This is a genomic window from Kribbella soli, from assembly GCF_004331345.1.
Taxonomy (GTDB): Bacteria; Actinomycetota; Actinomycetes; order Propionibacteriales; family Kribbellaceae; genus Kribbella; species Kribbella soli.
Genome location: NZ_SJJZ01000001.1, coordinates 2,623,376 through 2,647,738 on the forward strand (window position 1 = coordinate 2,623,376; position 24,363 = coordinate 2,647,738).

Genomic DNA, 24,363 nt, shown 5'->3' on the forward strand with positions numbered 1-24,363 from the left:
TGGACAACCGCAGTACGGCGAACTCCCCGCGGCCGGTGTGGTCGCGGGGAGTTCGGTTGGTGCGTCAGGCGGCTTCGCAGACGAGTTCTTCGTCCTCGGAGACGGTGTCGGCGGGCTGCTTGGCGGGGCGCATCACGGTGACGGCGATGGCTACCGCGGCAGCGACGATCAGGGCGGCGATGGCGAAGGACAGGTGGTAGCCGTCGGTCAGGGCGTCCAGAGCGGGCTTGGTGTCGGCGACCGAGGCGGTGCGGGTCGCGGACAGGGTCGCCAGGACGGCCAGGCCGAGGGCGGCGCCGACCTCACCCATGGTGCCGATGAGGCCGGAAGCCAGACCGGCGTCCTCGGGCTTCACGTCCGACATCGACAGGCCCATCAGAGCCGGGAAGCAGATACCGCCGCCCAGACCCAGCAGCAACAGCACCGGCAGGACGTGGACGACGTAGCTGCCACCGACCGGAGCCTGCGTGAACAGGGCCAGTCCGACGACGATCAGGGACAGTCCGACGATCAGCGGGCGGCGCGGGCCGAAGCGCATCACGAGCTTCTCGGAGTACTTCACCGACAGCAGCCCCATCACCACGGTGGTCGGCAGGAACGCCAGTCCGATCTCCAGAGCGTCGTACCCGAGCACCCGCTGCAGGTACAGCGAGCCGAGGAAGAAGATGCCGAACATCCCGGAGGCAGACAGTGCCTGGATCAGGTTCGCGCCGGTCAGGGTGCGGGAGCGGAAGATCCGCAGCGGTACCAGCGGGTTCGCGGCGGTCGCCTCGCGGACGATGAATCCGGCCAGCAGCACCAGCGTCACCGCAGTCAGCACCAGAGTCCGCGGTGCGGTCCAGCCGAGCTCAGCAGCCGGCTTCACGATCGTGAACACGCCGACCATGAGCGCTGCGGTGATCAGCACCGCACCCGGTACGTCGGTGCCCTTGCCGATCCCCAGGCCCTTGTCCTTCTCGATCAGCTTCACGGCCAGTACGACGGTCAGCACGCCGATCGGGAGGTTCACGAAGAAGATCCAGTGCCAGCTGATCGCCTGCGTCAGGACGCCGCCTGCCAGCAGGCCGATCGACCCACCGGCGGACGCGACGAACGCGTACATGCCGATCGCCTTGGCCTGCTCCCGCGGCTCGGGGAACAGCGTCACGATCATGCCCAGGATCACTGCGGAGGTCAGTGCGCCGCCAACACCCTGGACGAACCGGGCGATGACCAGCACCTCCTGCGAACCGGCCAGACCGCAGAGCACAGAGGCGGCGGTGAAAACGACCAGACCGGCGACGAAGACGTTCCGCCGACCGAGGAGGTCGCCGAGCCGGCCGGCCAGCAGCAGGAGGCCGCCGAACGCGATCAGGTACGCGTTCACCACCCACGCGAGGGAGGAGCTCGTGAAGCCCAGGTCGTCCTGAATGGCCGGCAGGGCTACGTTCACCACGGTCACGTCGAGCACGATCATCAACATGCCCGCGCAGAGGGTGTAGAGCGCCAGCCAGCGCGAGCGGCCGCCCTGCGCAGCCGGCGCAGTCGCCAGGGTGTCGGTCGTCGCGTACATTCCGGTCTCCTTGCAGTTCGTTGTAGTGGCCTTACACCTCTACGTCGAACCAGGAGCGGTCAGATTGACACGTCTTCAGAAGTTTTTTCGCGAGGCGGCCGAGACAGCCTGTACGCCGTGAGCGCCGGGACCAGTCCGGAGCCGACAAGGAGCAGTGTCGGCACCACCGACGCCAGCGCGAACCAGGTGAGCAGTACGACGACTCCACCGGCCACCGGGAGCGGTCGACGCAGCAGGAACAGGTTGGCGGACCGGAACAGCGACTTGACCGTGGAGGTCTCCGGCGCCGCGGGCAGGATCGCCAGACCGCTCAGGTACAGCCCGAGGATCATTCCGGTGAGCGGGACCAGGACGGCGAGCGCGAAGAACCGCACCGGACCGTCCGCGTTCGCCCAGAACGAGAGGCCGAAGGCCAGCATCACTCCGCCGACCCACAGACCGAACGCGGGCAGCCAGAACTGCTTCATCGCCCAGCGGAACTCCTGGAAGAACCGCCGCATCAGCTTCGGCTTCTCCTGGCTGATCGCGTCCGGCAGCACCCGCTGCATCGCGAACGCGGCCGGGAACAGCGTCAGGATGCCCAGGCTGATCACCACGAAGACCAGTTGCAGCATCAGCAGGTCGCCGACGACCGCGAGCTTCGTCAGCACGCTGCTCGTCCGGTTGGCCTTCTCCACCGATCGTCTCCTCGTTCCGTACGGGCGGGTCCTGATCGTATGATCACGAACAATCACGGAGAGACCAGGGGGCTGCATGCTTGCACAGGAGCGCCACGAGCTGATCCTGCGTAGCCTGCGCCGGCACGGGCGGCTCCGGGTGGCCGACCTGGTCGCCGAGCTGGGCGTCTCCGCGATCACAGTACGCCGGGACCTGGCCGAACTGGACTCAGCCGGCCTGCTCCGCCGGGTGCACGGCGGCGCGATCGGCACCGGGACCGCCGACCAGGGGACGCACGGGAGCCGCCTGACGATCGGCATCGTCGTCCCGAGCGCGACGTCGTACTACTCCGACGTGATCCGCGGCGCCGAGGCGATGGCGGACCGGTACGGCGCGCGCCTGGTCCTCGGCGTCTCCGGGTACGACGTGACGACCGAGCGCGAGCGGCTCGACAAGGTCCTGGGGATCGGGGTCGCCGGGCTGATGATCAGCACCGCACTCGGGGACGGCGACGCGGACCGGCTGGACACGCGGCTGGACGACATCGACGTACCGGTGGTGCTGATGGAGCGCGCGTTCGGGTTCCCGCAGGTGGGCCGCGAGTACGACCACGTCCGGACAGATCACGCGTACGGCGCGATGCTGGCGCTGCGGCACTTCGTGGCGCTCGGGCATCGCCGGATCGCGATCAACCTGCAGGCCACGGTCACGGCGTACTGGCTGCGCCGGGGCATCGAGTCGGCCGCGAAGGCGCTCGGCGTCGAAGTGTTCCTGTCGCCGGTCGACCTGCCGATGCGCGGCGACGATCCGGGCGCGGTGGCGCAGCTGGACGCGTTCCTCGCCGAGTGTGAGTCGTTCGGCAGTCGCGCCGTACTCGTCCACTCGGACGAACACGGCGCCCGCCTGGTCGAACGGGCGATGGAGCTCGGCCTCCGCGTACCCGAGGACCTGGCCGTCATCGCCTACAACGACGTCACCGCCGCGCTGGCCGTCGTACCGCTCACCGCGGTCTGCCCGCCGCGTCGTGCGCTCGGCGAAACCGCCTGCGACCTGTTGCTCCGCAAACTCCAGTCGCCGTCGATGCCCGTCCAGCACCTCAGCCTGCTTCCCACGCTCAACATCCGCACCTCCTGCGGGACCGCCACGACGGAACAGAATCTCGCCGTGTTCCGGTTCTGATCGAATGTGATCATTCGAGCGCCGAGGTATTGACGAGGAAAGCCCTTTCCCATACTTTCGCTGCACTTGGGGTCGCGGGCCCCGGCTGAACAAGTCAGCGAAGGAGTTCCCCTGTGAGACGTGGAGTGGGACTGACCCTGCTGGCCGCAGCGCTCAGCGTGCTGGTCAGCAGTTGTGGCAACGGGGTGATCGAGAAGAGCACCGACGGCGTGCCGCCGGCCGAGGCGACCGGGACCTTGCGGGTGCTGCTCCCGTCGTTCCCGCCCAGTACCAAGGGCAAGGAGGCGTTCCAGAAGGTCGTCGACGACTTCCACAAGACCTATCCGAAGATGAAGGTCGAGCCGGACTTCGCGACGTACAAGAACCTGAACGAGAAGATGTCCACCTCGATCGCCGCGGGTATCCCGTACGACGTGATGGTCACCGGCGTCGGCTGGGTCCAGCCGTTCGCGTCGAAGAACATCTTCGAGGACCTCGGCAAGTACGGCGTGACGCCGGACGTCATCAAGGAGAAGAGCACCCCCGCGCTGATCCCGGCGGTGACGTACGACAAGAAGCTGTACGCGTACCCGCTGATCGCGGACGCCCGTGCGGTCGCGCTGCGCAAGAGTGCCTTCCGCGAAGCCGGCCTGGACCCGTCGAAGCCGCCGAAGTCGCTCGCCGAGCTCAAGGTCGCGGCCGAGAAGCTGACCAAGCGGGACAAGAACGGCAACATCACCCGCAGCGGGTTCGACCTCGCCTCGGCGACCGGCTTCCGCCAGTCCTTCACCACCTTCCTGGCCTCGACCGGTACGCCGCTCTATGTCGGGGGCGAGCCGAACTTCGACAACAAGGCAGGCCTGGACACGCTGCTGTGGATCAAGTCGATGATCAACAACGTCCAGCCGTACGGCCAGACGAACGCCGCCCAGCAACCGCTCGTGCTCACTGGTGAGGCCGCGATGGGCATCGTCAACGGCGGCGTCGACTGCTCCGCCGACGGCATCGGGCAGAAGAACTGCGACGACCTGGAGTTCTTCCGCTTCGACAGTGGCAAGGAGATCGAGTACGTCGGCGGCGACCTGGCGTCGATCGGGTCGCGCAGCCGGCACAAGGACGCGGCCTGGGGATTCATCCAGACGCTGACCAAGCCGACCACGCTGGACGCGATCGCCAAGCTGAACAAGAAGATCCCGGCCTACAAGGACGCGAGCAACTCGCCGCAGGCGAAGTCGAATCCGTTGAGCCAGTTCGTCGCCGACGGCCTGGTCTACGCGGTCAACGAGAACGAAGTTCCGTCCAACTGGCTCGAGATGCGCGGCAACTTCGACATCCAGCTCACCCAGGCGGTCCTTGGACAAAAGGATCCCGCCAAGGTGCTGCACAACCTGGCAGGACAGTCGCGATGAGCACAACTCTTGAACGTCCAGCACTCCGCACGTCCCGGAAGGTGCCGCCGTCCAAGGACAGCCGGACCCTGCTGAAGAGCCAGATCCGGACCGGTTGGGCACTGCTCGCGCCGGCGCTGCTGCACTCCGGCATCTTCATCGTGATCCCGGTCGTCGCGGTCCTCGTCCTGAGCCTGACCAACTACAGCTTCGGTGACACCTGGGCCTGGGTCGGGTTCGGCAACTACGCCGACCTGTTCGGCGACGTCGACTTCCTGGCGTCGCTGTGGCACACAGTGCTCTACGCGATCGTGGTGATCCCGATCTCGATGGCGATCTCGCTCGCGGTCGCGCTAGGGCTGAACCAGAAGATCCGGGGTCTGAGCTTCTTCCGGACCGCGTTCTACATCCCGACCGTCACCGCGACGGTCGCGGTGGCGACCATCTGGCTGTGGATCTACAACCCGGGCTCCGGGTTGGCGAACGGGTTCCTCAGCCTGTTCGGGTTCGCGCCGAACCGCTGGCTGGCCGACCCGGCGACCGCGCTGCCGTCGCTGATGGTGGTCGGAATCTGGCAGGGGCTCGGCACCAAGGTGATCATCTACCTGGCCGCGCTGCAGGGCGTCTCCCGCGATTTGCTCGAGTCGTCCGAGATCGACGGTGCCAACCGCTGGCAGAAGTTCGCGAACGTGACCTGGCCGGCGATCGGCCCGGTGCAGTTCTTCGTCCTGATCACGTCGATCGTGGGCACCTTCCAGGTGTTCGACCTGGTCTACGTGATGACGCAGGGCGGTCCTGGGTCGGAGACGCGGGTGCTCGTGATGGACATCTATCAGAACGCGTTCCAGGACCTGAAACTCGGCTACGCGTCCGCCGAGACCGTGATCATGATGATCGTGATCGCGCTGTTCATCGGGGTCGGGCGCCTGCTCCAGAAGGCGGATGCCAATGACTAGCGCTACGTTGCCGGCGATCGGTTCCGCCAAGCCGTCGGCACTCCGGCCGGGCCGGATCCTGTTGTACGTCGTCATGACGGTCGGCGCGATCCTGATGATCACGCCGTTCGTCTGGATGCTGCTGACCGCGTTCAAGAGCAACCTGGAGATCGCGAAGTTCGGCTGGCTGCCGTCCGAGCTGCGCTGGCGCAACTTCAGCGAGGCGATGCAGACCGCGCCGTTCCTGCGGTACTTCCGCAACAGCCTGTTCATCGCGGTCGGTGAGACCGCGTTCACCCTCGTGGTGTGCACGATGGCCGGCTACGCGCTGGCCAAGCTGCCGCTGCGCGGGGCGAAGTCGCTGCTGAACTACTTCATCGTGCTGCTGCTGGTGCCGTTCCAGATCATCCTGGTGCCGCTGTTCCTGATCGTGAAGTCGATCCCGCTGTTCGGCGGCAACAACATCCTCGGCCAGGGCGGGATCGGCTGGCTGAACTCGTGGTGGGGCCTGATCATCCCGCTCGGCGCGGCACCGCTGTTCACCTTCCTGGCCCGGCAGTTCTACGTCTCGCTGCCGGACGAGCTGGCTCAGGCGGCCAGGGTGGACGGGCTCGGGGAGTTCGGCATCTTCCTGCGGATCATGACGCCGCTGATCAAGCCGGCCCTGATCACGATCGCGGTGTTCCAGATCGAGGCCGCCTGGAACGGGTTCCTCTGGCCGCTGATGATCACCACGTCGGACTCGATGCGGCCGCTGCAACTGGGGCTGGCGATCTTCTCCCAGAACCCGGCGGAGATCCAGTGGCCGTACCTGATGGCCGGTACGGCGCTCGCGACGCTGCCGATGATCGTACTGTTCGTGTTCGCCCAGAAGCGGTTCGTCGAAGGAATGGCGAACGTGGGGATCAAGGGCTAGCGGATCCGGGGGCAGATCCTCGAACAGGTGCTCACCCCGCCCCGGGTGAGCACCTGCGAGGCCCCCTCCACATGCGGTGGTCCCGAAGAAACACCGGAGTTTCCCACTAGGTCCCCCCTCTGGGTCACTCACCCGTTTATCGGCGGAGTGTGCTGTCCGTTACAGCATTCATGAGGATTTTTCGCCGGTTCCCGAAATGATTTCCCGAAGACGGCAGGAAGCACGACGTATCGCGACGACTTGTACACAATCAGTGCATATGGCTGTGGACGACGTACCGGACGATCGGCTCGAGGTCCGTCGTACCGAGAAGTTCCAGGGCGTTGGTGGCGCGGAGCGTGGCGAGGCCGTGGATGTTTGTCCACAGGGCGGTGGCGCGGAGGCCGGCGTCGGCGGGGTGGATCCGGGCGACCAGGTCGACGAAGTTCTGGAACAGCGGGAGCGATGTCGCGCGGAGGTTGCCTCCGGCGCCGGCCAGTAGGTCGTGGCGGAAGATCAGGTCGAACATGCCGGGGCGTTCGGCGGCGAACTGCAGGTAGTTTTTGGCAGCCGCTACCAATTGTTCTTCGGGCGGTCCGTCGGTCGTCGTTCCGAGCCGGGCGGCGAGATCCTGCAGTCCGGTGGCGGCGATCGCGGCCAGCAGCGCGTCGTGGGTGGGGAAGTAGCGCCGCGGTGCGCCGTGCGAGACGCCCGTACGGCGGGCGATCGCGCGCAGCGTGAGGTCGGCGAGGCCGTCCTCCTCGAGGAGTTCGACCCCGGCCTCGACGAGCCGATCGGGCAGTGTCACGTAGACATTGTCTCCTGCTTGGGTTGGCCCCACGGCCCGGGTACGATCTCGGACGTGACTGCCGGGTCGGCCTTGAGCCATTCACGAGTTGGGTCCCCGGCTGCGCTCTGAGCGCCGCGCGGGCCCCGCCGCCCGCTTCTCTCTGTCTGCAAAACCCTTTTTCACGACACCAGAGAGAAGCGAATCCTGAACGATTTCACTGCACAACTCATTGCGGAGTTCAAGGCGAACGACGGCCGGGTCGGCGGGCCTTTCGAGAACTCCAGGTTGTTGCTCCTGACAACCACCGGCGCGCGGACCGGGCAATCGCGCACCGCGATCCTCGGGTATTACCCGGACGGCGACCGCGTCCTCGTCGTCGGCTCGGCCGGCGGCAGTCCGAAGCACCCGGACTGGTACCACAACCTGCTCGCGAATCCGAAGGTCAGCATCGACCTCGGGCTCTTCGACTATCCGGCAACGGCAGTCGTACTGCGTGGCACCGAGCGCGACGAGGTCTTCGCCCGACTCGTCGAGGCTGACGCGGGGTGGGGCGAGTACCAGAAGGGCACTACGCGGACCATTCCGGTTGTGGCGCTCGTCCAGCAACCGGGGCCACCGGCACACGGTCGCGGCTCTTTCGCTGATGCATTGAAGACGATCCACTCCGCGTTCCGGCGCGAACTGACCTTGATCCGGCACGAGATCGCGACATCCGGGACGCTGGGCGCGCAACTCCGCATCAACTGCCTGACTGTTTGTCAGGGCCTGCACTACCACCACACCGGCGAATCAACCGGGTTGTTCCCGGCCCTGGTCGAGCAGCACCCGGAGCTGGCGGACGTGATCGCTGTACTGCAGAAGGAGCACGACCAGATCGCAGTGCTGCTCGCCGAGCTCGAGCAGCTGGTCGATACCAACGTCCTGGACCAGGTGGACGAGCTGATCGCTCAGCTCAACGCCCACCTGGACCGCGAGGAGGCAGCACTTCTGCCTTATCTATAGGGGCCTTTGGGCCAGCAGTGCGTAGGAGTTGGGGAGTCGGCCGGACCACGCCGCGGCGTTCGTGTCGCCCTGCGGGCGCCAGAACGGTTCGGCGTACTCCTCGAGGACCTGGAGCCGTAGGCCGGCTTTGGTGACCGCGGTGACGATCTGGCCGAGCGTCCACTGCCACTCCTGGGCGCCGTTGCCCGGGAACGTGTCGTTGATGTGCGACTCGGCGAAGTAGCTCCGGTCCGGCCGGACCCGCGGCTCGTCCTCGTCCCAGGTCCACAGCGGTACGGCCGGGTGGGCCTCGTACACGAAGAGGTGTCCACCCGGCCGCACCAGACGCGCCGCATCGCGCGCCCAAGCGTCGATGTCGCGCATCCAGATCAGTGCGCCCTTGCCCGTGTACACGAGGTCGACGGACGCGTCCCGCACCGGTACGCCGGGAACCTCGGCCACGACGTACCGACAGGCCATGCCAAGTTCTGTCGCCCTGCGCTGCGCAGCACCTGCCGCCACGGAGCTGTAGTCCACGCCCACGACGCTCCTGGCTCCGGCCTTCACCAGGGCCACGTCGTCGAGCCCATGTCCACTCTGGAAGTGCACCACCACCGGCCCCTCTGCCAGCACCGGCGCCAACAATTCCCGCTCCCGCGCGAACAACCCGTCGTCCCCGCGAGCCTCCTCGAGCAGCTCGTCGTACTCCACAACATGCTTCGTGGAAGCTCGCTCCCAAACGACCCGATTACCCGCCACGACCTCATCCATACACACAGTCAGCCCGACTGACCGCCGTCAAGCAAGCGCATTTCACTCGTTGTGGAGGACTTCGGCGATGGTGGTGCGGGCGGCCGTGCGGGCCGGGAAGTAGGCGCCGGCGGCGGAGATGAGGATGCCGGCGAGGACCAGGAGGGCGAGTAGGCCGGCCGGGTAGACGTCGAGCATGAAGTCCGGGAGTTCTATCTGGGCTCCGTTGGCCATGGCGGGGACGACCAGGCGGTGGGCGATGATGCCGACCGGGATGCCCAGCAGGCCGCCGAGGGCTCCCAGCGCGATCATCGAGGTCACGACCATCAGCGTGACCTGTGCGGGCGTCATACCGATCGACTTGAGCATGCCCAGGTCGCGGCGGCGTTCGCGGGTGTTGAGTATGACGGTGTTGAACACACCGAGCGCCGCAACGGTCCCCAGCATCAGCGTGAGCAGTACGACGGTCGCGAGTACGACGGCCACGAACGTGCCGGCGTCCTGACCGTCCGCCTCCTGCAAACCGGAGTCCTTCGCCTGCACGGCTTTGACCACCGCGTCCAGGTCCGTCCCGGGCTTCACGTTGATGTCGTAGATGTTCGCCCGCAGGTCAGGTGCGATCAGCGCGAGCGTCGCCCAGTTGGACAGCACCTCCTCGCCGGAGTTGTACATCGCCTTCCCGACGATCTGCGCCCGTACGCTCTTGCCCTTCGACTGCAGCGTGATCGTGTCGCCGACTGCCACACCGCTTTGCTTCAGGAAGCGTTCCGACACCACCACCTGTCCCGGACCGTCGAACCAGCGTCCGGCGAGTATCCGGTAGCCGATCTGATCGAAGTCCCCGCGGTAGAACGACACGCGGAGGTCGGTCTGCGTACCAGCCAGCCGCATCTCCAGGTCCGCCATCGCCGCCACCGACGTGACGCCCGGCGCCGAACGCAGTACGGCCTCGTCCTCAGCATCGGTCAGCTTCGCACCAGGTGGCGCATTTGGCCCTTCTGGCCCGGAGCCGTTCGGACCAGCGAAGATCGTCAGGTCAACAGCACCTGCTCGACTAGCCGCTGTCTGGTACGTCGTCAGCGACTTCCCCAGCCCCACTGCCAACGTCACGCTGGTGACACCGAGCACTACAGCCGCCAGCGTCAACGCCGTACGCCCAGGACGAGCGAACGGCAGTCCCAGACCCAGACTGACCGACCGGGGCAGCCGGGTCCCGCTCAGCCACCGCTGCACCCGCAGACCTCTCCCAGCGCGCGGTGCGCTCCCAGCACTGATCGCCTGCGCCGCTGACAGGCTCCGCGCCCGCAACGCCGGCACCAGGGCAGACAGCGCGACCAGAGCAGGTACGCCGAACAGCGTGACTACGTCGACCCAGGCGGGTACACCCGTACCGCCGGCGCCGTAGTTCTCGAAAGCCCTTGTCAGCAAGGATGTGGCGAGTATGTTGCCTAGGGCAACGCCGCCGGCACACCCGACGACAGCTGGGATCGAAACCATCCCCAGGTACACCGTCATCACTTGTGTCGGTGTGAACCCCAGGGCCTTCAACACACCGATGTGCTTGAACCCTGCGACCACAGCACCACTGACGACGTTAGCCACGATCAGTACGGCGACAGCGAGCCCTAGCCACCCGAACACCATCAGGAACGGCACGAACGTGTTGGGCTCGCCCGCAGCCATTGCCCGCAGCGCCAGGTACGACTGCGTACCAATGAGGGCATTGCTCGGCAGACCGGCCGTCACAGCCTTCTGCCCAGCCGTGAGCTCGGCATTGGTGGCGGCGTGGGTGAAGCGGTAGAGCATCTGCGTCGACGTCGGATGCAGTGCGTTCAACTGCTCCGGCGTGACCCATGCATCGGCCGACTGGCTCACGCTGTACGCGAACCCGACGATGGTGAGCGTCTGACCGTTGGCAGTCACTGTCCCGTTCAGCTGCGGCGTACCGCGGCCGCTGGACTCGGTCGGGTTCCGGTTGAGCACGATCTCGCCGGGCTTGTCCGCCCAGCGGCCCTTCCACACGTTGAGCCGGTCGACGGAGCCGCCGGGATCCGCACGCCCAACAGTCACGAGTGACCCCATCATCTGGGGCTGAGCGAGCTCGAGCGTCGCCTGCGGGAACGGTCCGCCGACAGCCGCCGCACTCCGTGCCGCCTCGGTCAGCTGCGCATCAGTCACCTTGCTGCGGTCGTACGACGCAGTCAGCTGCGAACCGCTCTGCTTTGCGTAAGCACGGTCGAACGGAGCGCTCGACGCAGCCAGCAGGCCTAGTGCGACGACGATCATCGTGGTGGAGAGCAGTACGACCACGCCGATCACCACGGTCTGCACACGGCGCCGTCGTACGGCCGCTCGCGCTACAGGCCAGACGGCGCTCACGCCGTACGCTCCAGGCTGCGTTCGCCGGCGATCTGCCCGTCGACGAAGTCGATGACCCGGCTGGCGCAGCGTGTCGCGAGTTGCTGGTCGTGTGTCACCAGCAGGAGCGTCTGGCCGATCTGGTTGAGGTCCAGGAGCAGGTCCATCACCTGCTCGCCGGCACGAGTGTCGAGAGCACCTGTCGGCTCGTCGGCGAGGAGGATGGCCGGGCGGTTCATCAGCGCGCGGGCGACCGCGACTCGTTGCCGCTCGCCACCACTCAGCTGCGAGGGGTACGTGTTGCGGCGACCGGCTATACCGAGCTCGTCGAACAGCTCGAGTGCGCGCTTCCGTGCGTGCGCTGCCGACGTACCGGTGAGCTGTGCGGCCAGCGCGACGTTGTCGAGCGCGGACAGGTCGTCCAGCAGGTTGAAGAACTGAAAGATCATCCCGATCCGTCGCCGCCGGAACAGCGCCAGCCCCTTCTCGTCCAGCTTGCCCAGGTCGTCGCCGTGCACCACGACGGACCCTGACGTCGGCCGGTCCAGGCCGGCGACCATGCTGAGCAGCGTCGACTTGCCGCTGCCGGACGGTCCCATCACCGCGACCGCCTCACCGGCGTGGATCTCCAGCGACACTCCATCGAGTGCGGCGGATTCGCCGTACTCCTTGCGTACGGCGGTGAGCTGTACGACCGCCTGTCCGTTGTCGTCCGTCATGCTGCTCACGCTAGGGGCGGAAGGCGCCCGCTGACGTCACCCTGCCGGGCGAATATCCGTGCCCTGTCATCCTGGAGATGTACGGCGTGCGCCTGACGGATGATGCGCTTGGGGGAACGGCTTTGGGACAGTGGAGCTCGTGATGTGGTTCCTTGTGGCGTTGCCGGCCGTGGCCGCTGGTCTGCTCGCGTTCGCGTACGTCCGGGCGCGGCGTGCCCACACGCGGGCGCTGGAGGAGCGCGGGTGGTTGCTGGAGCGCGAACGGGAGACAGCGGCGCGGAACGCCGTCGACGCGGAGCGGGCGCGGATAGCGCACGACCTGCACGACATCGTGAGCCACAACGTCAGTGTCATGGTCATCCAGGCCGGTGCGGCCCGGCAGGTGCTGGCAGCCGAGCCGGAGCAGGCTGAGGCTGCGCTACTCGCAGTAGAAGCCGCAGGTCGCGACACCATGGCTGAGCTGCGCCATCTGCTCGGGTTACTCGCACCGAAGGCCTCAGGTGAGGAAGACGACGCCCTGGCGCCGCAGCCGAGTCTGACGCGTCTGAGCGAGCTCATCGATCGCATCGCGTTTGCGGGTCTACCTGTCGAGGTGCGGATCTCTGGGGACCCGTACCCGCTTCCGACCGGCTTGGACGTCACGGCGTACCGCATCATCCAGGAGGCGCTCACCAACGCCCTCAAGCACGGCGACGGCGTCCAGGCCGAGGTGACCGTCCGCTACGCGCCGCACGCCTTGCGGGTCGAAGTTCTCAACTCCGGCCCGAGCGTCCTGACTGGTAGCGGTCGTTCGGTGGTCTCCGACGGAGACGGCCGGGGGCTCCTCGGCCTCAAGCAACGAGTCGCCGTGTACGGCGGCCAACTCGACGCCCGCCGGCGCCTCGGCGGCGGCTTCCGCGTCCGCGCCAAGCTCCCGCTGGAGCGCCCATGACCACGCGCGTGGTGATCGCGGACGACCAGGCCCTGGTACGCACGGGCTTCCGGATGATCCTCACCGCCCGCGGCATCGAGGTCGTCGGCGAGGCCGCAGACGGTGCCGAAGCAGTCGACGCCGTACGACGCCTGAACCCGGACGTCGTTCTCATGGACATCCGCATGCCCACCATGGACGGCCTGGAAGCCACCCGCCGCATCTTGGCCACCCCGACCGACTGCCGCGTCCTGATCCTCACCACGTTCGATCTGGACAGCTACGTGTACGCCGCCCTGGCCGCCGGCGCCAGCGGCTTCCTCCTCAAGGACGTGACGCCCGAACACCTCGCCGCAGCCGTCCGCCTGGTGACCACCGGCGACGCCCTCCTGTCCCCCTCCATCACCCGCCGCCTGGTCGAACGCTTCGCCACCCCAGCAGCCGCCCAACCCGCCATCCACCGCGACCTCTCCAACCTCACGCCCCGCGAACTGGAAGTCCTCACCCTGATGGGCCAAGGCCTCTCCAACGCCGAGATCGCCACCGCCCTCACCCTCAGCGAAGCCACCGTCAAAACCCACGCGGCCCGAATCTTCGCCAAACTAACCCTCCGAGACCGCTCCCAAGCCGTAGTCCTCGCCTACGAAACCGGCCTGGTCACCCCCGGAGACCGGTAACCCTTGCTGATTGGCTTCCGGGTCAACTAGATTCGCCACCTTCTCAATCGCGGGGGACCTGTGGCCATGCGTGACGAAACGGTATGCATTCTGTGTGCGGCGCGGGGGCCTTTCCGCTCTCGCTTCGCCAAGGACGGTTACGGTATCGCCGAGTGCCTGACGTGCGGCCTCGTTCAGCTCCAGCCCACGCCGACACCGGAAACCCTCCGTGCCCTGTACGAGACGGACTCGTACTTCGGCGGCGGGGGCTCGGGCTACTCGGAGTACGAGAGCCAGGAATCGGAGTACCTCGCAACCTTCCGGGAGGATGTCCGCCGGATCGCCGAGTTCGTCCCGTCCGGCAAGATCCTTGAGGTCGGCTGCGGCTACGGCTACTTCCTGCAGTGCGCCCTGCAAGCCGGGTACGACGCCTACGGCATCGATCTCTCACCAACTGCGATCAAGTGGGCGTCGGAGCGGCTGCCGAACCGGGTCTTCTGCGGTTTGCTGGAGGAGGTGCCGGAAATCCAGGAACAGCAGTACGACGTGATTTTCGGATCGCACCTCATCGAGCACCTCACCGAACCGGGCGCGTTCCTCGAGCGCGCCGGCAGCCTGCTCCGGCCGGGCGGTCTGCTCGTCCTGGTAACGCCCAACATCAGAAGCGTGCTCTCGCGGGCGTCCGGCCGACGATGGGTGTCCTACAAGATCCCCGAACACGTCAGCTACTACGACCCCCGCACAATCACAGCTCTCCTGAACCGCGCCGGATTCTCCGTCCGCGCCGTCGACAGCGCCTACCAGTACTACGCACTCCCGTTCGTGGCCACCCGCATGCGTGAGCTCCTGGACCCCGTCTCCCGCCTGATCCCACCCATCGAGCGCCTCCGCGGCCTACGAACCCGCCGAATCCGCGTCACCAGCGGCTCGATGCGAGTTATGGCAGTCCGACACGAGAAAGCCAGCAACGCCTGAGGGCCTCACCGTGAATGGTGAGGCCCTCGGCTTTCAGCTGATGGCTCGGTTACCACTCGTCGGCTACGCGCATTGGATGCTTGCGCAGGGAGTCTCTGAATGCGGCGCTGCGAGGACCGACCGATCGTGTCAGGAGGAGGTCATCGGAGATCCAGGTGCTCCCATCCGTTCCGGCCAGGATCGTCGCACCGGGGGCAAGCTCCCAGCCGGCCCGACTGTAGAACTCGACAAGGTGCGGGCCACAAGTCAGGACCCCCACATCTGCTTGGCCGGCGTCGATGCGGGCAACCGCAGCGGCAACCAGCCGTCCGGCCCAGCCCTCACCTCGAAAGGCAGGAAATGTCATCACCGCTGTCGGGCTCTGCACGACGTAGTGCTCTGCGCCAACTGAGACGGTCGTAGTGATGATCTCAAGGTGGCTGACGAGCTGGGAACCAGCCGCGTACAGCAGGTGGTGAGGCCTCAGGTCAGGATGAGAGGTCCAGTCACGGAACTGGTTCGGTCCGGTGAATCCCGCCGGCCAGATGATGCGCAGGAACGACAGTACCTGCGCCTTGAGAACCTCCGGCAGATGTTCGTCGGCACACTCGCGGAGTTCGATGTTTGTCTGCACGTCGGCAGGGTCTGGCCTCTGGGCACGCTTCGCAACTCGTTTACGGTGCGGGATGTGCCTGCGCAGGCTGAGACGGAACGACTCCGGGGCGGCTCCCGGATTGGGAGCCGCCCCGGCTGTTGTCGTTCTCCCGAAGGACCGAAACCACGCTCTGACCTGCGGGTTTGTGCCTCTCAGTGAGTGGCGGAGGATACGAGATTCGAACTCGTGAGGGGTTGCCCCCAACACGCTTTCCAATTCCTCGGGATCGAGTTCGCAGGTTGTCGTTGGGGCGTTGGCCCGCGTACCCCGACCTGCCCGTGGCTGCCTGTGAACCTCTGCGAACGCCAGCGAATGAGACCAGAACTGAGACCGGCGATACTCGGTCCTCTTGCCTGCGCTACGAGTGAGGACGCCGAGCGATCTACCGAACGTCGGGCTCGGCGCTCGCCCGATCAGACGATGGGACATCTCGCGCAGCGAGCGCGATTTCCTCGGCCCACGCCCAGGCCAAGCTCGAGTTACGGCGGTAGTAGGTCTTGCCGCTCGAGGTCGGCACTCGGGTGATCAGGCCGGCGCTTGCGAGGTCACGTAGCGGAGCCTGAACGCTGCTTTGTGCACGGAACCCGAGTTGCTCCGTGAGATCACTGGGGTTGATCACACCGTCACCCCTTGCGACGGCCAACATGACGGCGAGGCGATGTCGCTGTCCGAAGAGAGTCTTCGACAGCGATTGCAGCCGATCGTCGTCAGCAAAGGTCACTGAGCGATCGTACGTTGTTATCTATTATCTGTTACAGGTAACGCGTAACATGAACCTATGAAGTCAGCCCTGTTCGGTGCGTCGGATGTCCTACTGCTGGGCATCGACGCTGCCTGCGTGGCGGACGGTGGCGTTGGGTCATTCCCGAGGCGAGAGTGGGCTGTGCAGGTGCTGGCAGAGCAACTCCTGCGTGAACTGCCTCTCAACTCTTCAGCGGCAGCCGCGATGAGATGGTTCTGGGCGCCTGGTCGAGGAGTGACGACCTATCGAGTAGCGCAAGTCACTGAATGTCTCACAACCGAAGGTCGTCTGCTCCCTGTCGGTCAGGGACCTGTAGCGCGATGGACTCTGCCGCCCGAGCGGTTGGATGTTACGTTACTTCGGCAACGCCTCACCTTATGGGAGGCGAATGGTATTGATACTGCTGCTCATCGGGCATTAGCGATTACAGTTGCCTGGTCAAAGGCTCGGCGAGCGTCGGCTGACTCTAGCTTGGGTGCATAAATATCGTCGGCGTTCTTTCGCCAGCCCGCATTCCGTCGAACCTTTGTCGACAGGACGTAATCTCCGTTCCGCTTCTTCTTGGCAGAAACCTGAACCTGGCGCCCGGGAACATGCCGGAATGGCGCCTCCCAGACGAGTGGCTCGGTCTCTCGCCAGTCGGCGATCATTGCAGCGCTCAGGGCTTGGTCCATCTCTCTAGCGGTTTGGTATCGATTCTGCTGCGCTCGCTGGCCGGTCTTCGTAATTATTCGCCGCAGATCTCTAGGTGTCCAAACTGGCAACCGCGCGTCCTCAGCCGAAACCGGCGACATTTTACGAGACAAGCGGGACACGACATCGCTACGTGAGTACTTCTCATAGGGCAAGGCTCCGCCGAGCAGTTCGCGAAGTATGAGAGCAAAGGGATATATGTCGCTCGCCCTAGTGAGACTCTTTGTCGTTATCAGTTCCAGTGGGCTATAGAGAGTCGGGTTTTCGAGCGCCGGCACGGTGCCATTGGCGCCGAATTCACCAGCCAAGCCAAGATCGGCGATTTTGGCTACCGAACTGTCTTGCATTAGTAGGATGTTACCGCTCTTGACATCGCGATGAGCGATGCCGTGGACCTCGTGGAGCTCTGCTAGGCCGCGAAGGGCGGCTTGCGTGATGCGAACGGCCTCTGTTGCAGTGAAGGTCTCGCCCGATAGAAGGGCGTCTGTGATGCTCCCGCGTGGGTAGTATTCAGTGATCAGTTCGATCACTCGAAGTGGGGCTGAAAAGCCTTTAACATTTACCGCGGCAAGCACCGAAACGACATGCTTGTGCCTGATCTTCTGCAGTGTGGCAGGTTCAGGTAGTACTTCTCCGTGATCAAGCGACGAAATGTCAAACCGCTTGCCGACGCGGTAGCAATCGAGCAACTTATCCCACCAAACGCGAACCTCATTAATCCCTTCTGGGATGCTCTTGAGGCACTCGAAGTCGAGCGACAGCACTCGTTCGCGCTCTCGTCTGGTGTGATCATCAGGGTCCGAGCTTTCGGTCAACGCATTGTGCCCCGTCATGATGCGAGCAGCGGCACGGTCGCCCCGAAGGCTTCGGCGCCTCCGGCAGTCCAATACTTCGGCGGGCTATCCCAGCCGAAGGCAGTAGGAGATATGTGCTCGAGGTCCTTAGCTGGATGCTCGACCGCCTTGCCGATGCGCTCGGTCTTTATCTCTTCGTAGGGGATATCGAGCTCGACTCCCGCCAGCATTACGGCACTGATCGCCAGGACACGTTCGTAAGCAGATGTGTACTTCCAGTTGGCGTGCATTCGCGTCGCTACTAGGCCGATACGCTCAACATTGTGTGTGTGGAAGTCCTGTTGCAGTCGATCCGCCAGGTCAGTTAATCGGTGGGCTTGATCCAAGCCGTCGTTGGCGAGCACTCGGATTGGCGGCTGTATCGGCAGCGACAATAGGTGCGGCTCATTGGCCTGCTCCGCGACCGCCACATAGACCTGTCCGGACTTGATGCTCACTCCAGCGACGCGCATGCACTGATTGTGGATGCCCACGGCCACACGCGGAAGGCTTCACGATCACCAATCTGATAACGACCGGCTCGCTCAGTCACTAGACGACATCCTGGTGAGCAAGTCGGAATGGAAATGTCGCGCAGTTTGCCGAGTCGTCTATCAGCCGAACACGCAGATCTGTTACGAGGGGCAATTCGGTCTACGAGGGGGCGGTCCAAAAGCACCTCATTCCCCGTATCGGCGCGCACCTCCTGGACAAGCTCGAGCCGGAACACCTCGAGCGGCTCTACTCCAACATGGAGCGTGCCGGCAGCAAGGCCGCGACTGGGCGCCAAGCCCACCGAACGATTCGCACGGCACTTGGGGAGGTGCATCGGCGGAGGCGCATCACCAACAACCCGGCTGCAATGGCGAAGCCGCCACGGATCGACGAGGAGGACGACGAGGTCGAGCCGTACAGCGTGGCCGAGGTGCAGCTCATCCTTGACGAGGCGAAGAAGTCCCGCAACAGCAGCCGATGGGCGACCGCACTTGCGCTCGAACTGCGGCAAGGCGAGGCACTCGGGCTGATTTGGTCTGACGTCGACCTCGACAGGGGTGTGCAGAGAGTCCGCCGGGGTCGGGTGAGGCCGAAGTACGAGCATGGTTGCGGCTCGTGCGGTCGAGCGCACGCCGGCTACTGCCCGGAGCGACGGCAGATGAGGCCGGACGTGGCCAGCACGAAATCGAAGGCCGGCCGGCGGAGCATCGGCCTGCCCGACGAGCTGGTCGAGTTGCTGCGAGCGCACAAGCTCCAGCAGGACGCCGAGCGGATCGCTGCCCGGCAGCTCTGGGAGGAAGGCGGTTGGGTGTTCGCGTAGGAGATCGGGCGACCGCTGAACCCGAACACCGACTATCACCAGTGGAAGGCGCTCCTGTCGGCTGCTGGCGTCCGCGACGGCCGGCTACACGATGCGAGGCACGCGGCCGCGACGGTGCCGCTGCTGCTCGGCGTACCGGAGCGCGCGGTGATGGGGATTATGGGCTGGCCGACAACGGCTATGGCAGCTCGGTATCAGCACATCACCGAGGCTGTCCGCCGAGACGTCGCCGACCGGGTCGGGGGCCTTTGTGGGCCGCTCCTATTTCGATTGCTGACGGATCGACCGGTCACGCCGCAACGGGCGAGCAAAGCGATTGAACGATAAGGGCACTCGCCCCCGTTGACGCGACCTGCCCCGTGAACAGCGCTGTTGCTCGGTGCGACGCAGGCCCCTGTGCCCGCGTCCCGATTGCGCGCTTTCTGTAACGCCGAGCCTTTGGCCAGCGATGTGACCCCCACAACGTGGAGGGGAATCAGCTGTGTCAGAACCGGCAAACGCAGGATCAGAAGGCGCATCACCGTTCGACCGGATCCGGCGGGAGGATGAGTACGGCGACGAATACTGGCTCGCACGCGAGATGCAGCCATTGATGGGGTACGACAAGTGGGACAACTTTCAGCCGGTGATCGATCGGGCGATCCGGTCATCGGAGAACACCGCTACCTACTCCGACTAGGCTTTCTCCCAGCGTCGGCAAGAAGGTATAGACGGCGCACCGCGCAGTGATTATCGGCTGAGCCGCTACGCCGCCTACCTGGTGGCGATGAACGGCGACCCGAACAAGCCACCAGTCGCCGCAGCACAGGCCTACTTCGCGGTTCGTACCCGCGAGGCCGAGGCTGCGACAAGTAAGCCGATGGACGAGTTGGAGATGGCACGAAAGTACGTCGCTGTCCTCGAACGGCAGCAGGAGCTCACCAAGGAACTCGAGGCCGCCAAGCCGAAGGCCGGCAAATGGGATGCCTACTGTAATGCTGATGGTCTCATCGGCATGACTGAAGTCGCAGACATCCTGAGCACAACGTCCGGACCCTCACCAGTTGGCTCGTGGAAATCAACCCGTTCCGCAGGCAGGTCTCTGCCGGCGGGGGCGGTCGCAATATGCCGCGAACTGGCTACCAGAGCTCGGGTCACTTCACCGTGAAGACCGAGACCAAGAACGGGCAGGCGTTCCCTGTGGCTTACTGCACTCCCCACGGAGTGGATCTGGCTGTCGACTTCTGGGGCCACCACACCGAGTGAGACACATTGTCCTGGTCCTGCCACCTTGCCTCAGGTGGCGGGGCGCATGGGCCGGGACGGATCCACCGGCGGCCGGCGGCACCAGCCGCAACCGCGGGTCCGGTCACGGTGCGCCGACCTCGTCGAGCACCCGGCCGAGCTCGTCCCGCAGCTGCCGAGCTTCGCGTCTTGGGTAGATCGGGGATCACCTCCGGCCCTACTCAGTGCTCGCCTCTAACACCTGCTACGCCCGCGCGGGCGAGGGTGCAGATCGGGCCAAATGAGACCACAGACGAAACCGGCCCGGTTGCTGATGCGACCGGGCCGGTTCTACTTCGCGCTCCGGGCGAGCCGAAACTACGCTCTGACCTGCGGTTTCTCTACTCCGGCAGAGTGGCGGAGGATACGAGATTCGAACTCGTGAGGGGTTGCCCCCAACACGCTTTCCAAGCGTGCGCCCTAGGCCTCTAGGCGAATCCTCCAAGGCGAGAGAATACCGAGGGCACGCGGGAATCCGAAATCGGGGCGTGAACGAGAAGGAGCTACCCGACCAGCGCCGGCGCTAGCGCGCGCCAGTGCTCGATCGGCTGGGGTCCTGTGACTCCGGTGATCACGTTGACGGCGACGTGGTCCGCGCCGGCGTCCAAGTGCTCGGTCAGCTTGGCCTTGATGTCGGCCGGACTGCCCCAGGCGGCGAGTGCATCGATCATGTGGTCAGGCAGCGAGGACAGGTCGTTTTCACTGAACCCCTGTCGCTTCAGCGAGCTGACATACCCAGGGATCGTCGTGAAGAAGCTGATGGTGTCCCGTGCGATCGCCCTGGCCTTGTCCGCGTCTGTCTCCAGTACGACGAGGTGGCTGACGGCCAGGAGCTTGTCCGGCCCCAGGACCTTCCGCGCCTCAGAGGAGTACGCCGCACTGGTCAGGAACGGGTACGCACCAGCGGACCGGTCCGCAGCGAGCTTCAGCATCCGCGGACCGAGCGCGGCGAGCACGCGATGCTCCACAGGTACGTCCAGCTCGTCCAGGTACGCGTTGAGCGTCTCGATCGGCTTGGGCCCGTGCGCCCCGCCCAGACCGACCGTGAACCGTCCCGGAGCAGATGCCTCCAAAGCGGCGTACGTCGTACTCACGTCGCCCGCGCTGTACTTCACCACCGCCAGGATCCCGCTGACGAACTTGATCGCCGTCGTCGCGCCCACCAGATCGAAGATGGTCTGCAGCCCGGGCAGCGGTCCGCCGGACAGCCAGATCGCCGGGTACCCGAGCTCCTCGGCCGCCCGCGCCGCCGCGATGGACTCCGCACTGCTGTCGAGCCCGGTCGTGATGCCGAAGGGGCCGAATTGATGATCCGTCACCCATCAAGCTTGACCCTCGCGACCGGGCCGCGCACCCCTGTTCGCTCAGAGCTCAGAGGCCGGCGAAACAGCCGGTGGATTTCGGACGCGGTGATGGGATCCCGTACACTCATGGCTGGTTCCCCGCGTGGCGGTATCTCGCCCAATCCCCCCAGGGCCGGAAGGCAGCAAGGGTAAGTGAGCTCTTCCGGGTGCGCGGGGAATCCTCATGTCCGGGCACTGTCTAGGCTTGGTCCTCCCGAGACAGAGGAGCCCGATGAACCCCGAGAGCCGTTACCTGCAGGAACTGATCATCGCGGAGCTCGGTGTGCCCGCGGCGTTCGACGTGGACACCGAGGTCGAGCAGCGGGTGGAGTTCCTCGCGGACCGGCTCCGGCGGACCGGCGCGACGGCGTACGTGCTCGGGATCAGCGGCGGCGTCGACTCCGCCACGGCGGGCCGCCTCTGCCAGCTCGCGGTCGAGCGGGTCCGGGCGGAGGGCGGTCAGGCGACGTTCGTCGCGATGCGGCTGCCGTACGGCGTGCAGGCCGACGAGGCGGACGCCCAGCGCTCGCTCGAGTTCATCAAGCCCGACGAGACCCTGGCGGTCGACGTGAAGCCGGCCACCGACGCCATGGTCGAGGCGGTGCGGCACTCCGGCCTCGGCGACCGTGAGGACTTCCACGTCGGCAACATCAAGGCACGTCAGCGCATGGTCGCGCAGTACCTCGTGGCCGGCGCCCGCGGCGGTCTGGTGGTCGGCACGGACCACGCGGCGGAGGCCGTGATGGGCTTCTTCACCAAGTACGGCGACGGCGCGTGCGACCTGACGCCGCTGTCCGGGCTCTCCAAGCGCCGCGTCCGTGCGGTCGGCGAGTGGCTCGGCGCGTCGCCGGAGATCACCGGCAAGGTGCCGACCGCGGACCTGGAGACGAACAACCCGGGCGTCCCGGACGAGGCCGTGCTGGGCGTGACGTACGACGAGATCGACAGCTTCCTCGAGGGCCACGACGTGGACGAGAAGGCCGCCGGCACGATCATCGCGACGCACCGCCGTACGGCCCACAAACGAGCCGTCCCCCTCGCCTTCAACTGAGGAACTCGGTCACTAGCCGGGTGAAGAGGTCCGCCTGCTCGGCGTGCAGGAAGTGCCCGGCGCCGGTCGCGTAGTGATACGTGCCGTCCGGTACGTCGGAGCGGAACAGCTCGATCTCCCGCGGGCTGGTCGCCGGGTCGTGCTCGCCCTTGATCAGGAGCGTCGACTGGGTCAGCTGACCGAGGTGCTGCAGGACGGGCTCGACGAAGCTGGCTGACCTGGTGATCTCGCTGGAGAAGTGACCGGAGCGCTGGTGGTACTCGTCGGGGAGCTCGGTGTCGGCGGGCAGTTGCAGATCCTGGGACTCTGGGCCGAGGTAGATCTCCATGCGCCGGTCGCCGAGCTGGGCGAGCAGTGCGATCCGCTCGTCCCACATCTGCTTGGTTGCCGGACCGGTGTGTGGCGGGAGCTCGGCTCCCGGGAGGAGCGGCAGTGCGGCGCGGACGAGGCTCTCGGTGGCGAGCGCCATGTCCCAGGCAGGGTTCTCGAAGACGACCCGGGTGATCGAGTCCGGGTGTGCAACGGCGTACCGGAGTGCCAGGCGGCCGCCGTACGAATGACCGAGCAGTGACCACTGCTCGATGCCGAGCTGCTCGCGCAGCGCCTCGAAGTCGGCGATCAGGTCCTGTTCGTCGACCGGACCGGTGAGTGGGTCGGAGCGCTGCACGCCGCGCTGGTCGACGCCGATCAGATGGAAGTCGCGGGCGAGCCGGTCGCCCTGGAACGCCATGAAGTCGTACGAGCCCGCACCGGGGCCGCCGTGGACGAACAGCAGTGGCGGCGCGTCCGTGCGGCCGCGCTGGTCGACGTACAGCCTGGTGTCGCGAACCTCCGTCAGCATGACCGGAGCGTAGTGCGCGCCTGGCTCAGGCGGTGTGGGCCAGCTGGAGCTGGCGGACGCGGTTGGCGAGGCGGGCCAGGCGGATGGTCGCGATGTTCCGGTAGGCCGGGCGGAGGACGGTCGCTAGCGGGCCGGACTGCTCGAACGTGTGGGTGACGACGCTGTCCGCCCCGATGGCCCACGTGCCGACCTCACGGAAGCCGGGGACCTGCCAGACGATCTCGATGCGGTCCACCTCGACCACGGTGTACTGCAGCTCGCCGGAGAAGCCTGGACGCACGCGGAGCGCGTAGCGGGTCCCCGGGTTCGTCTCGCGGGGACCGTCGATGGCGATGAACGCCTCGTTCCACTCCGGCAGGCCCAGGGCGTCCAGCAGCACCTGCCGGATCGCCGCCTGGCCGGCGTGGATGGTCTCGGTGGCCTTTTCCATGACTAGTTCTCCTGGTGGGCGAGTGCGGGACCCCGACGGCGGGCCAGGGCAGCCCCGGTCGGGAAGGCGTCGGCGAGCGAGCGAAGGGTCGAGATCGTCTCGTCGAGCGCCTGGCCGGCGAGACGGTCGTCCATGGTGCGGTGCAGCCGGTTCTCCGCGGTGATGATGCGGCGGTGCAGCGCGCGGCCCTGCGGAGTCAGGCTGAGCGCGAGATAACGCCGGTCGATCTTGTCGATGCCGCGTTTCACCAGGCCCTGCGCGACGAGCCGGTCGACCAGCCGGCTCGGGCTGTTGCCGGTCTCGCAGACGAGCAGTCCGCCGAGGGCGTTCAGCGTCAGTGGGCCGTGGTCGCGGAGCACGCGCAGAACCTCTGCCTGGGAAGGCGTGATGCCGAGCGGGCGCAGCTCCGCCGCGAGCTGACGGTTCCCCTCACGCTGGATCGCCAGCACGAGATAACGAAGCTCCTCGACAACCTTCATGCCAGATATATTACA

27 protein-coding genes, 1 tRNA gene and 1 other RNA gene are annotated in these 24,363 nt (G+C 66.0%); 14 read left to right on the forward strand and 15 right to left on the reverse strand.

Going from position 1 to position 24,363, the window contains the following annotated elements; all coding sequences use genetic code 11:
- Window positions 1-64 precede the first annotated feature (64 nt).
- Together E0H45_RS13210 and E0H45_RS13215 are read right to left on the reverse strand one after the other, a co-directional pair.
- A complete protein-coding gene (locus E0H45_RS13210) occupies window positions 65-1,552 on the reverse strand; it encodes a DHA2 family efflux MFS transporter permease subunit (protein ID WP_131337409.1) in 1,488 nt (495 codons plus the stop codon).
- A gap of 59 nt (window positions 1,553-1,611) precedes the next feature.
- Window positions 1,612-2,229, reverse strand: coding sequence for a DUF624 domain-containing protein (locus E0H45_RS13215; RefSeq protein WP_238154940.1), 618 nt, complete (start codon window positions 2,227-2,229; stop codon window positions 1,612-1,614).
- Window positions 2,230-2,305: 76 nt separating this feature from the next.
- Here E0H45_RS13215 and E0H45_RS13220 point away from each other — a divergent pair, with 76 nt between their 5' ends.
- From E0H45_RS13220 to E0H45_RS13235, 4 genes are all read left to right on the forward strand, one after another.
- Complete coding sequence (locus tag E0H45_RS13220; protein WP_131337411.1) at window positions 2,306-3,388, forward strand: substrate-binding domain-containing protein; 1,083 nt, start codon at window positions 2,306-2,308, stop codon at window positions 3,386-3,388.
- A 113-nt stretch (window positions 3,389-3,501) separates the two neighbouring features.
- Window positions 3,502-4,776 carry an extracellular solute-binding protein gene (locus E0H45_RS13225; RefSeq protein ID WP_131337412.1) on the forward strand — a complete coding sequence of 425 codons (1,275 nt, stop codon included), beginning with the start codon at window positions 3,502-3,504 and terminating at the stop codon, window positions 4,774-4,776.
- Window positions 4,773-5,711: a carbohydrate ABC transporter permease gene (locus E0H45_RS13230; RefSeq protein ID WP_131337413.1), complete on the forward strand. Its 939-nt coding sequence runs from the start codon at window positions 4,773-4,775 to the stop codon at window positions 5,709-5,711. Before E0H45_RS13225 ends, E0H45_RS13230 begins: the two co-directional genes overlap by 4 nt.
- Complete coding sequence (locus tag E0H45_RS13235; protein WP_131337414.1) at window positions 5,704-6,606, forward strand: carbohydrate ABC transporter permease; 903 nt, start codon at window positions 5,704-5,706, stop codon at window positions 6,604-6,606. Before E0H45_RS13230 ends, E0H45_RS13235 begins: the two co-directional genes overlap by 8 nt.
- A gap of 250 nt (window positions 6,607-6,856) precedes the next feature.
- On the opposite strand, the gene E0H45_RS13240 is transcribed toward E0H45_RS13235, so the two are convergent.
- Window positions 6,857-7,393: a TetR/AcrR family transcriptional regulator gene (locus E0H45_RS13240; RefSeq protein ID WP_238154941.1), complete on the reverse strand. Its 537-nt coding sequence runs from the start codon at window positions 7,391-7,393 to the stop codon at window positions 6,857-6,859.
- Window positions 7,394-7,603: 210 nt separating this feature from the next.
- On the opposite strand from E0H45_RS13240, the gene E0H45_RS13245 reads away from it, so the two are divergent.
- Complete coding sequence (locus E0H45_RS13245; protein ID WP_272948972.1) at window positions 7,604-8,377, forward strand: nitroreductase/quinone reductase family protein; 774 nt, start codon at window positions 7,604-7,606, stop codon at window positions 8,375-8,377.
- Here the strand turns inward: E0H45_RS13245 and E0H45_RS13250 are convergent.
- From E0H45_RS13250 to E0H45_RS13260, 3 genes are read right to left on the reverse strand one after another with little or no spacing between them, the layout of a single operon-like run.
- A complete protein-coding gene (locus E0H45_RS13250) occupies window positions 8,372-9,127 on the reverse strand; it encodes a class I SAM-dependent methyltransferase (RefSeq protein WP_131337417.1) in 756 nt (251 codons plus the stop codon). The two genes, E0H45_RS13245 and E0H45_RS13250, sit on opposite strands and share 6 nt — an antisense overlap.
- A gap of 42 nt (window positions 9,128-9,169) precedes the next feature.
- A complete protein-coding gene (locus E0H45_RS13255) occupies window positions 9,170-11,485 on the reverse strand; it encodes an ABC transporter permease (RefSeq protein ID WP_131337418.1) in 2,316 nt (771 codons plus the stop codon).
- Window positions 11,482-12,183: an ABC transporter ATP-binding protein gene (locus E0H45_RS13260; protein WP_131337419.1), complete on the reverse strand. Its 702-nt coding sequence runs from the start codon at window positions 12,181-12,183 to the stop codon at window positions 11,482-11,484. Before E0H45_RS13260 ends, E0H45_RS13255 begins: the two co-directional genes overlap by 4 nt.
- A 142-nt stretch (window positions 12,184-12,325) precedes the next feature.
- On the opposite strand from E0H45_RS13260, the gene E0H45_RS13265 reads away from it, so the two are divergent.
- The 3 genes from E0H45_RS13265 (at window position 12,326) to E0H45_RS13275 (ending at window position 14,724) form a co-directional block, all read left to right on the forward strand.
- Window positions 12,326-13,114 carry a sensor histidine kinase gene (locus E0H45_RS13265; RefSeq protein ID WP_131337420.1) on the forward strand — a complete coding sequence of 263 codons (789 nt, stop codon included), beginning with the start codon at window positions 12,326-12,328 and terminating at the stop codon, window positions 13,112-13,114.
- Window positions 13,111-13,770 (forward strand): response regulator, encoded by a 660-nt coding sequence (locus tag E0H45_RS13270; RefSeq protein WP_131337421.1) that lies wholly within the window; start codon window positions 13,111-13,113, stop codon window positions 13,768-13,770. Before E0H45_RS13265 ends, E0H45_RS13270 begins: the two co-directional genes overlap by 4 nt.
- A 66-nt stretch (window positions 13,771-13,836) precedes the next feature.
- Window positions 13,837-14,724, forward strand: coding sequence for a class I SAM-dependent methyltransferase (locus E0H45_RS13275; RefSeq protein WP_131337422.1), 888 nt, complete (start codon window positions 13,837-13,839; stop codon window positions 14,722-14,724).
- A 49-nt stretch (window positions 14,725-14,773) separates the two neighbouring features.
- Here E0H45_RS13275 and E0H45_RS42445 read toward each other — a convergent pair whose 3' ends face one another.
- The 4 genes from E0H45_RS42445 to E0H45_RS13290 all read right to left on the reverse strand — a co-directional run bounded on the left by E0H45_RS42445 (window position 14,774) and on the right by E0H45_RS13290 (window position 18,099).
- Entirely contained in the window at window positions 14,774-15,337 is a 564-nt protein-coding gene (locus tag E0H45_RS42445) for a GNAT family N-acetyltransferase (protein WP_165546424.1), read from the reverse strand.
- Window positions 15,338-15,740: 403 nt separating this feature from the next.
- Window positions 15,741-16,079: a MarR family transcriptional regulator gene (locus E0H45_RS42450; protein WP_165546425.1), complete on the reverse strand. Its 339-nt coding sequence runs from the start codon at window positions 16,077-16,079 to the stop codon at window positions 15,741-15,743.
- Between the two features lie 428 nt (window positions 16,080-16,507).
- The gene (locus tag E0H45_RS13285; RefSeq protein ID WP_131337424.1) at window positions 16,508-17,626 is read right to left on the reverse strand and encodes a protein kinase domain-containing protein; all 1,119 of its coding nucleotides are present in this window, start codon (window positions 17,624-17,626) and stop codon (window positions 16,508-16,510) included.
- The gene (locus tag E0H45_RS13290; protein ID WP_131337425.1) at window positions 17,623-18,099 is read right to left on the reverse strand and encodes a hypothetical protein; all 477 of its coding nucleotides are present in this window, start codon (window positions 18,097-18,099) and stop codon (window positions 17,623-17,625) included. The genes E0H45_RS13285 and E0H45_RS13290 overlap by 4 nt, the downstream gene beginning before the upstream one ends.
- A gap of 389 nt (window positions 18,100-18,488) precedes the next feature.
- On the opposite strand from E0H45_RS13290, the gene E0H45_RS43205 reads away from it, so the two are divergent.
- The 4 genes from E0H45_RS43205 (at window position 18,489) to E0H45_RS13305 (ending at window position 20,088) form a co-directional block, all read left to right on the forward strand.
- Window positions 18,489-18,941 (forward strand): site-specific integrase, encoded by a 453-nt coding sequence (locus E0H45_RS43205; protein ID WP_238154943.1) that lies wholly within the window; start codon window positions 18,489-18,491, stop codon window positions 18,939-18,941.
- 15 nt (window positions 18,942-18,956) lie between these two features.
- On the forward strand, window positions 18,957-19,268 hold the full coding sequence (locus tag E0H45_RS43210; RefSeq protein WP_272948973.1) for a tyrosine-type recombinase/integrase: 312 nt from the start codon (window positions 18,957-18,959) through the stop codon (window positions 19,266-19,268).
- A gap of 154 nt (window positions 19,269-19,422) precedes the next feature.
- Window positions 19,423-19,620 (forward strand): hypothetical protein, encoded by a 198-nt coding sequence (locus E0H45_RS13300; protein ID WP_131337426.1) that lies wholly within the window; start codon window positions 19,423-19,425, stop codon window positions 19,618-19,620.
- A gap of 87 nt (window positions 19,621-19,707) precedes the next feature.
- Window positions 19,708-20,088: a hypothetical protein gene (locus E0H45_RS13305; RefSeq protein ID WP_131337427.1), complete on the forward strand. Its 381-nt coding sequence runs from the start codon at window positions 19,708-19,710 to the stop codon at window positions 20,086-20,088.
- Window positions 20,089-20,559: 471 nt separating this feature from the next.
- Here the strand turns inward: E0H45_RS13305 and E0H45_RS13310 are convergent.
- Both E0H45_RS13310 and E0H45_RS13315 read right to left on the reverse strand, forming a co-directional pair.
- Window positions 20,560-20,647 (reverse strand) — tRNA-Ser (locus E0H45_RS13310).
- Between the two features lie 60 nt (window positions 20,648-20,707).
- On the reverse strand, window positions 20,708-21,523 hold the full coding sequence (locus tag E0H45_RS13315; RefSeq protein WP_131337428.1) for a TIGR03620 family F420-dependent LLM class oxidoreductase: 816 nt from the start codon (window positions 21,521-21,523) through the stop codon (window positions 20,708-20,710).
- Window positions 21,524-21,637: 114 nt separating this feature from the next.
- Between E0H45_RS13315 and ffs the strand changes: the two genes are divergently transcribed.
- Window positions 21,638-21,734, forward strand: an RNA gene (gene ffs / locus E0H45_RS13320) — signal recognition particle sRNA small type.
- A gap of 45 nt (window positions 21,735-21,779) precedes the next feature.
- Window positions 21,780-22,598 (forward strand): ammonia-dependent NAD(+) synthetase, encoded by an 819-nt coding sequence (nadE, locus tag E0H45_RS13325; RefSeq protein WP_131337429.1) that lies wholly within the window; start codon window positions 21,780-21,782, stop codon window positions 22,596-22,598.
- Here the strand turns inward: nadE and E0H45_RS13330 are convergent.
- From E0H45_RS13330 to E0H45_RS13340, 3 genes are read right to left on the reverse strand one after another with little or no spacing between them, the layout of a single operon-like run.
- Window positions 22,591-23,439, reverse strand: a complete 849-nt coding sequence (locus E0H45_RS13330; protein ID WP_131337430.1) for an alpha/beta fold hydrolase — start codon at window positions 23,437-23,439, stop codon at window positions 22,591-22,593. The two genes, nadE and E0H45_RS13330, sit on opposite strands and share 8 nt — an antisense overlap.
- Before the next feature lie 25 nt (window positions 23,440-23,464).
- Window positions 23,465-23,869 carry an SRPBCC family protein gene (locus E0H45_RS13335; RefSeq protein ID WP_131337431.1) on the reverse strand — a complete coding sequence of 135 codons (405 nt, stop codon included), beginning with the start codon at window positions 23,867-23,869 and terminating at the stop codon, window positions 23,465-23,467.
- 2 nt (window positions 23,870-23,871) lie between these two features.
- Window positions 23,872-24,348, reverse strand: coding sequence for a MarR family winged helix-turn-helix transcriptional regulator (locus E0H45_RS13340; protein WP_131337432.1), 477 nt, complete (start codon window positions 24,346-24,348; stop codon window positions 23,872-23,874).
- Between the last annotated feature and the right edge of the window lie 15 nt (window positions 24,349-24,363).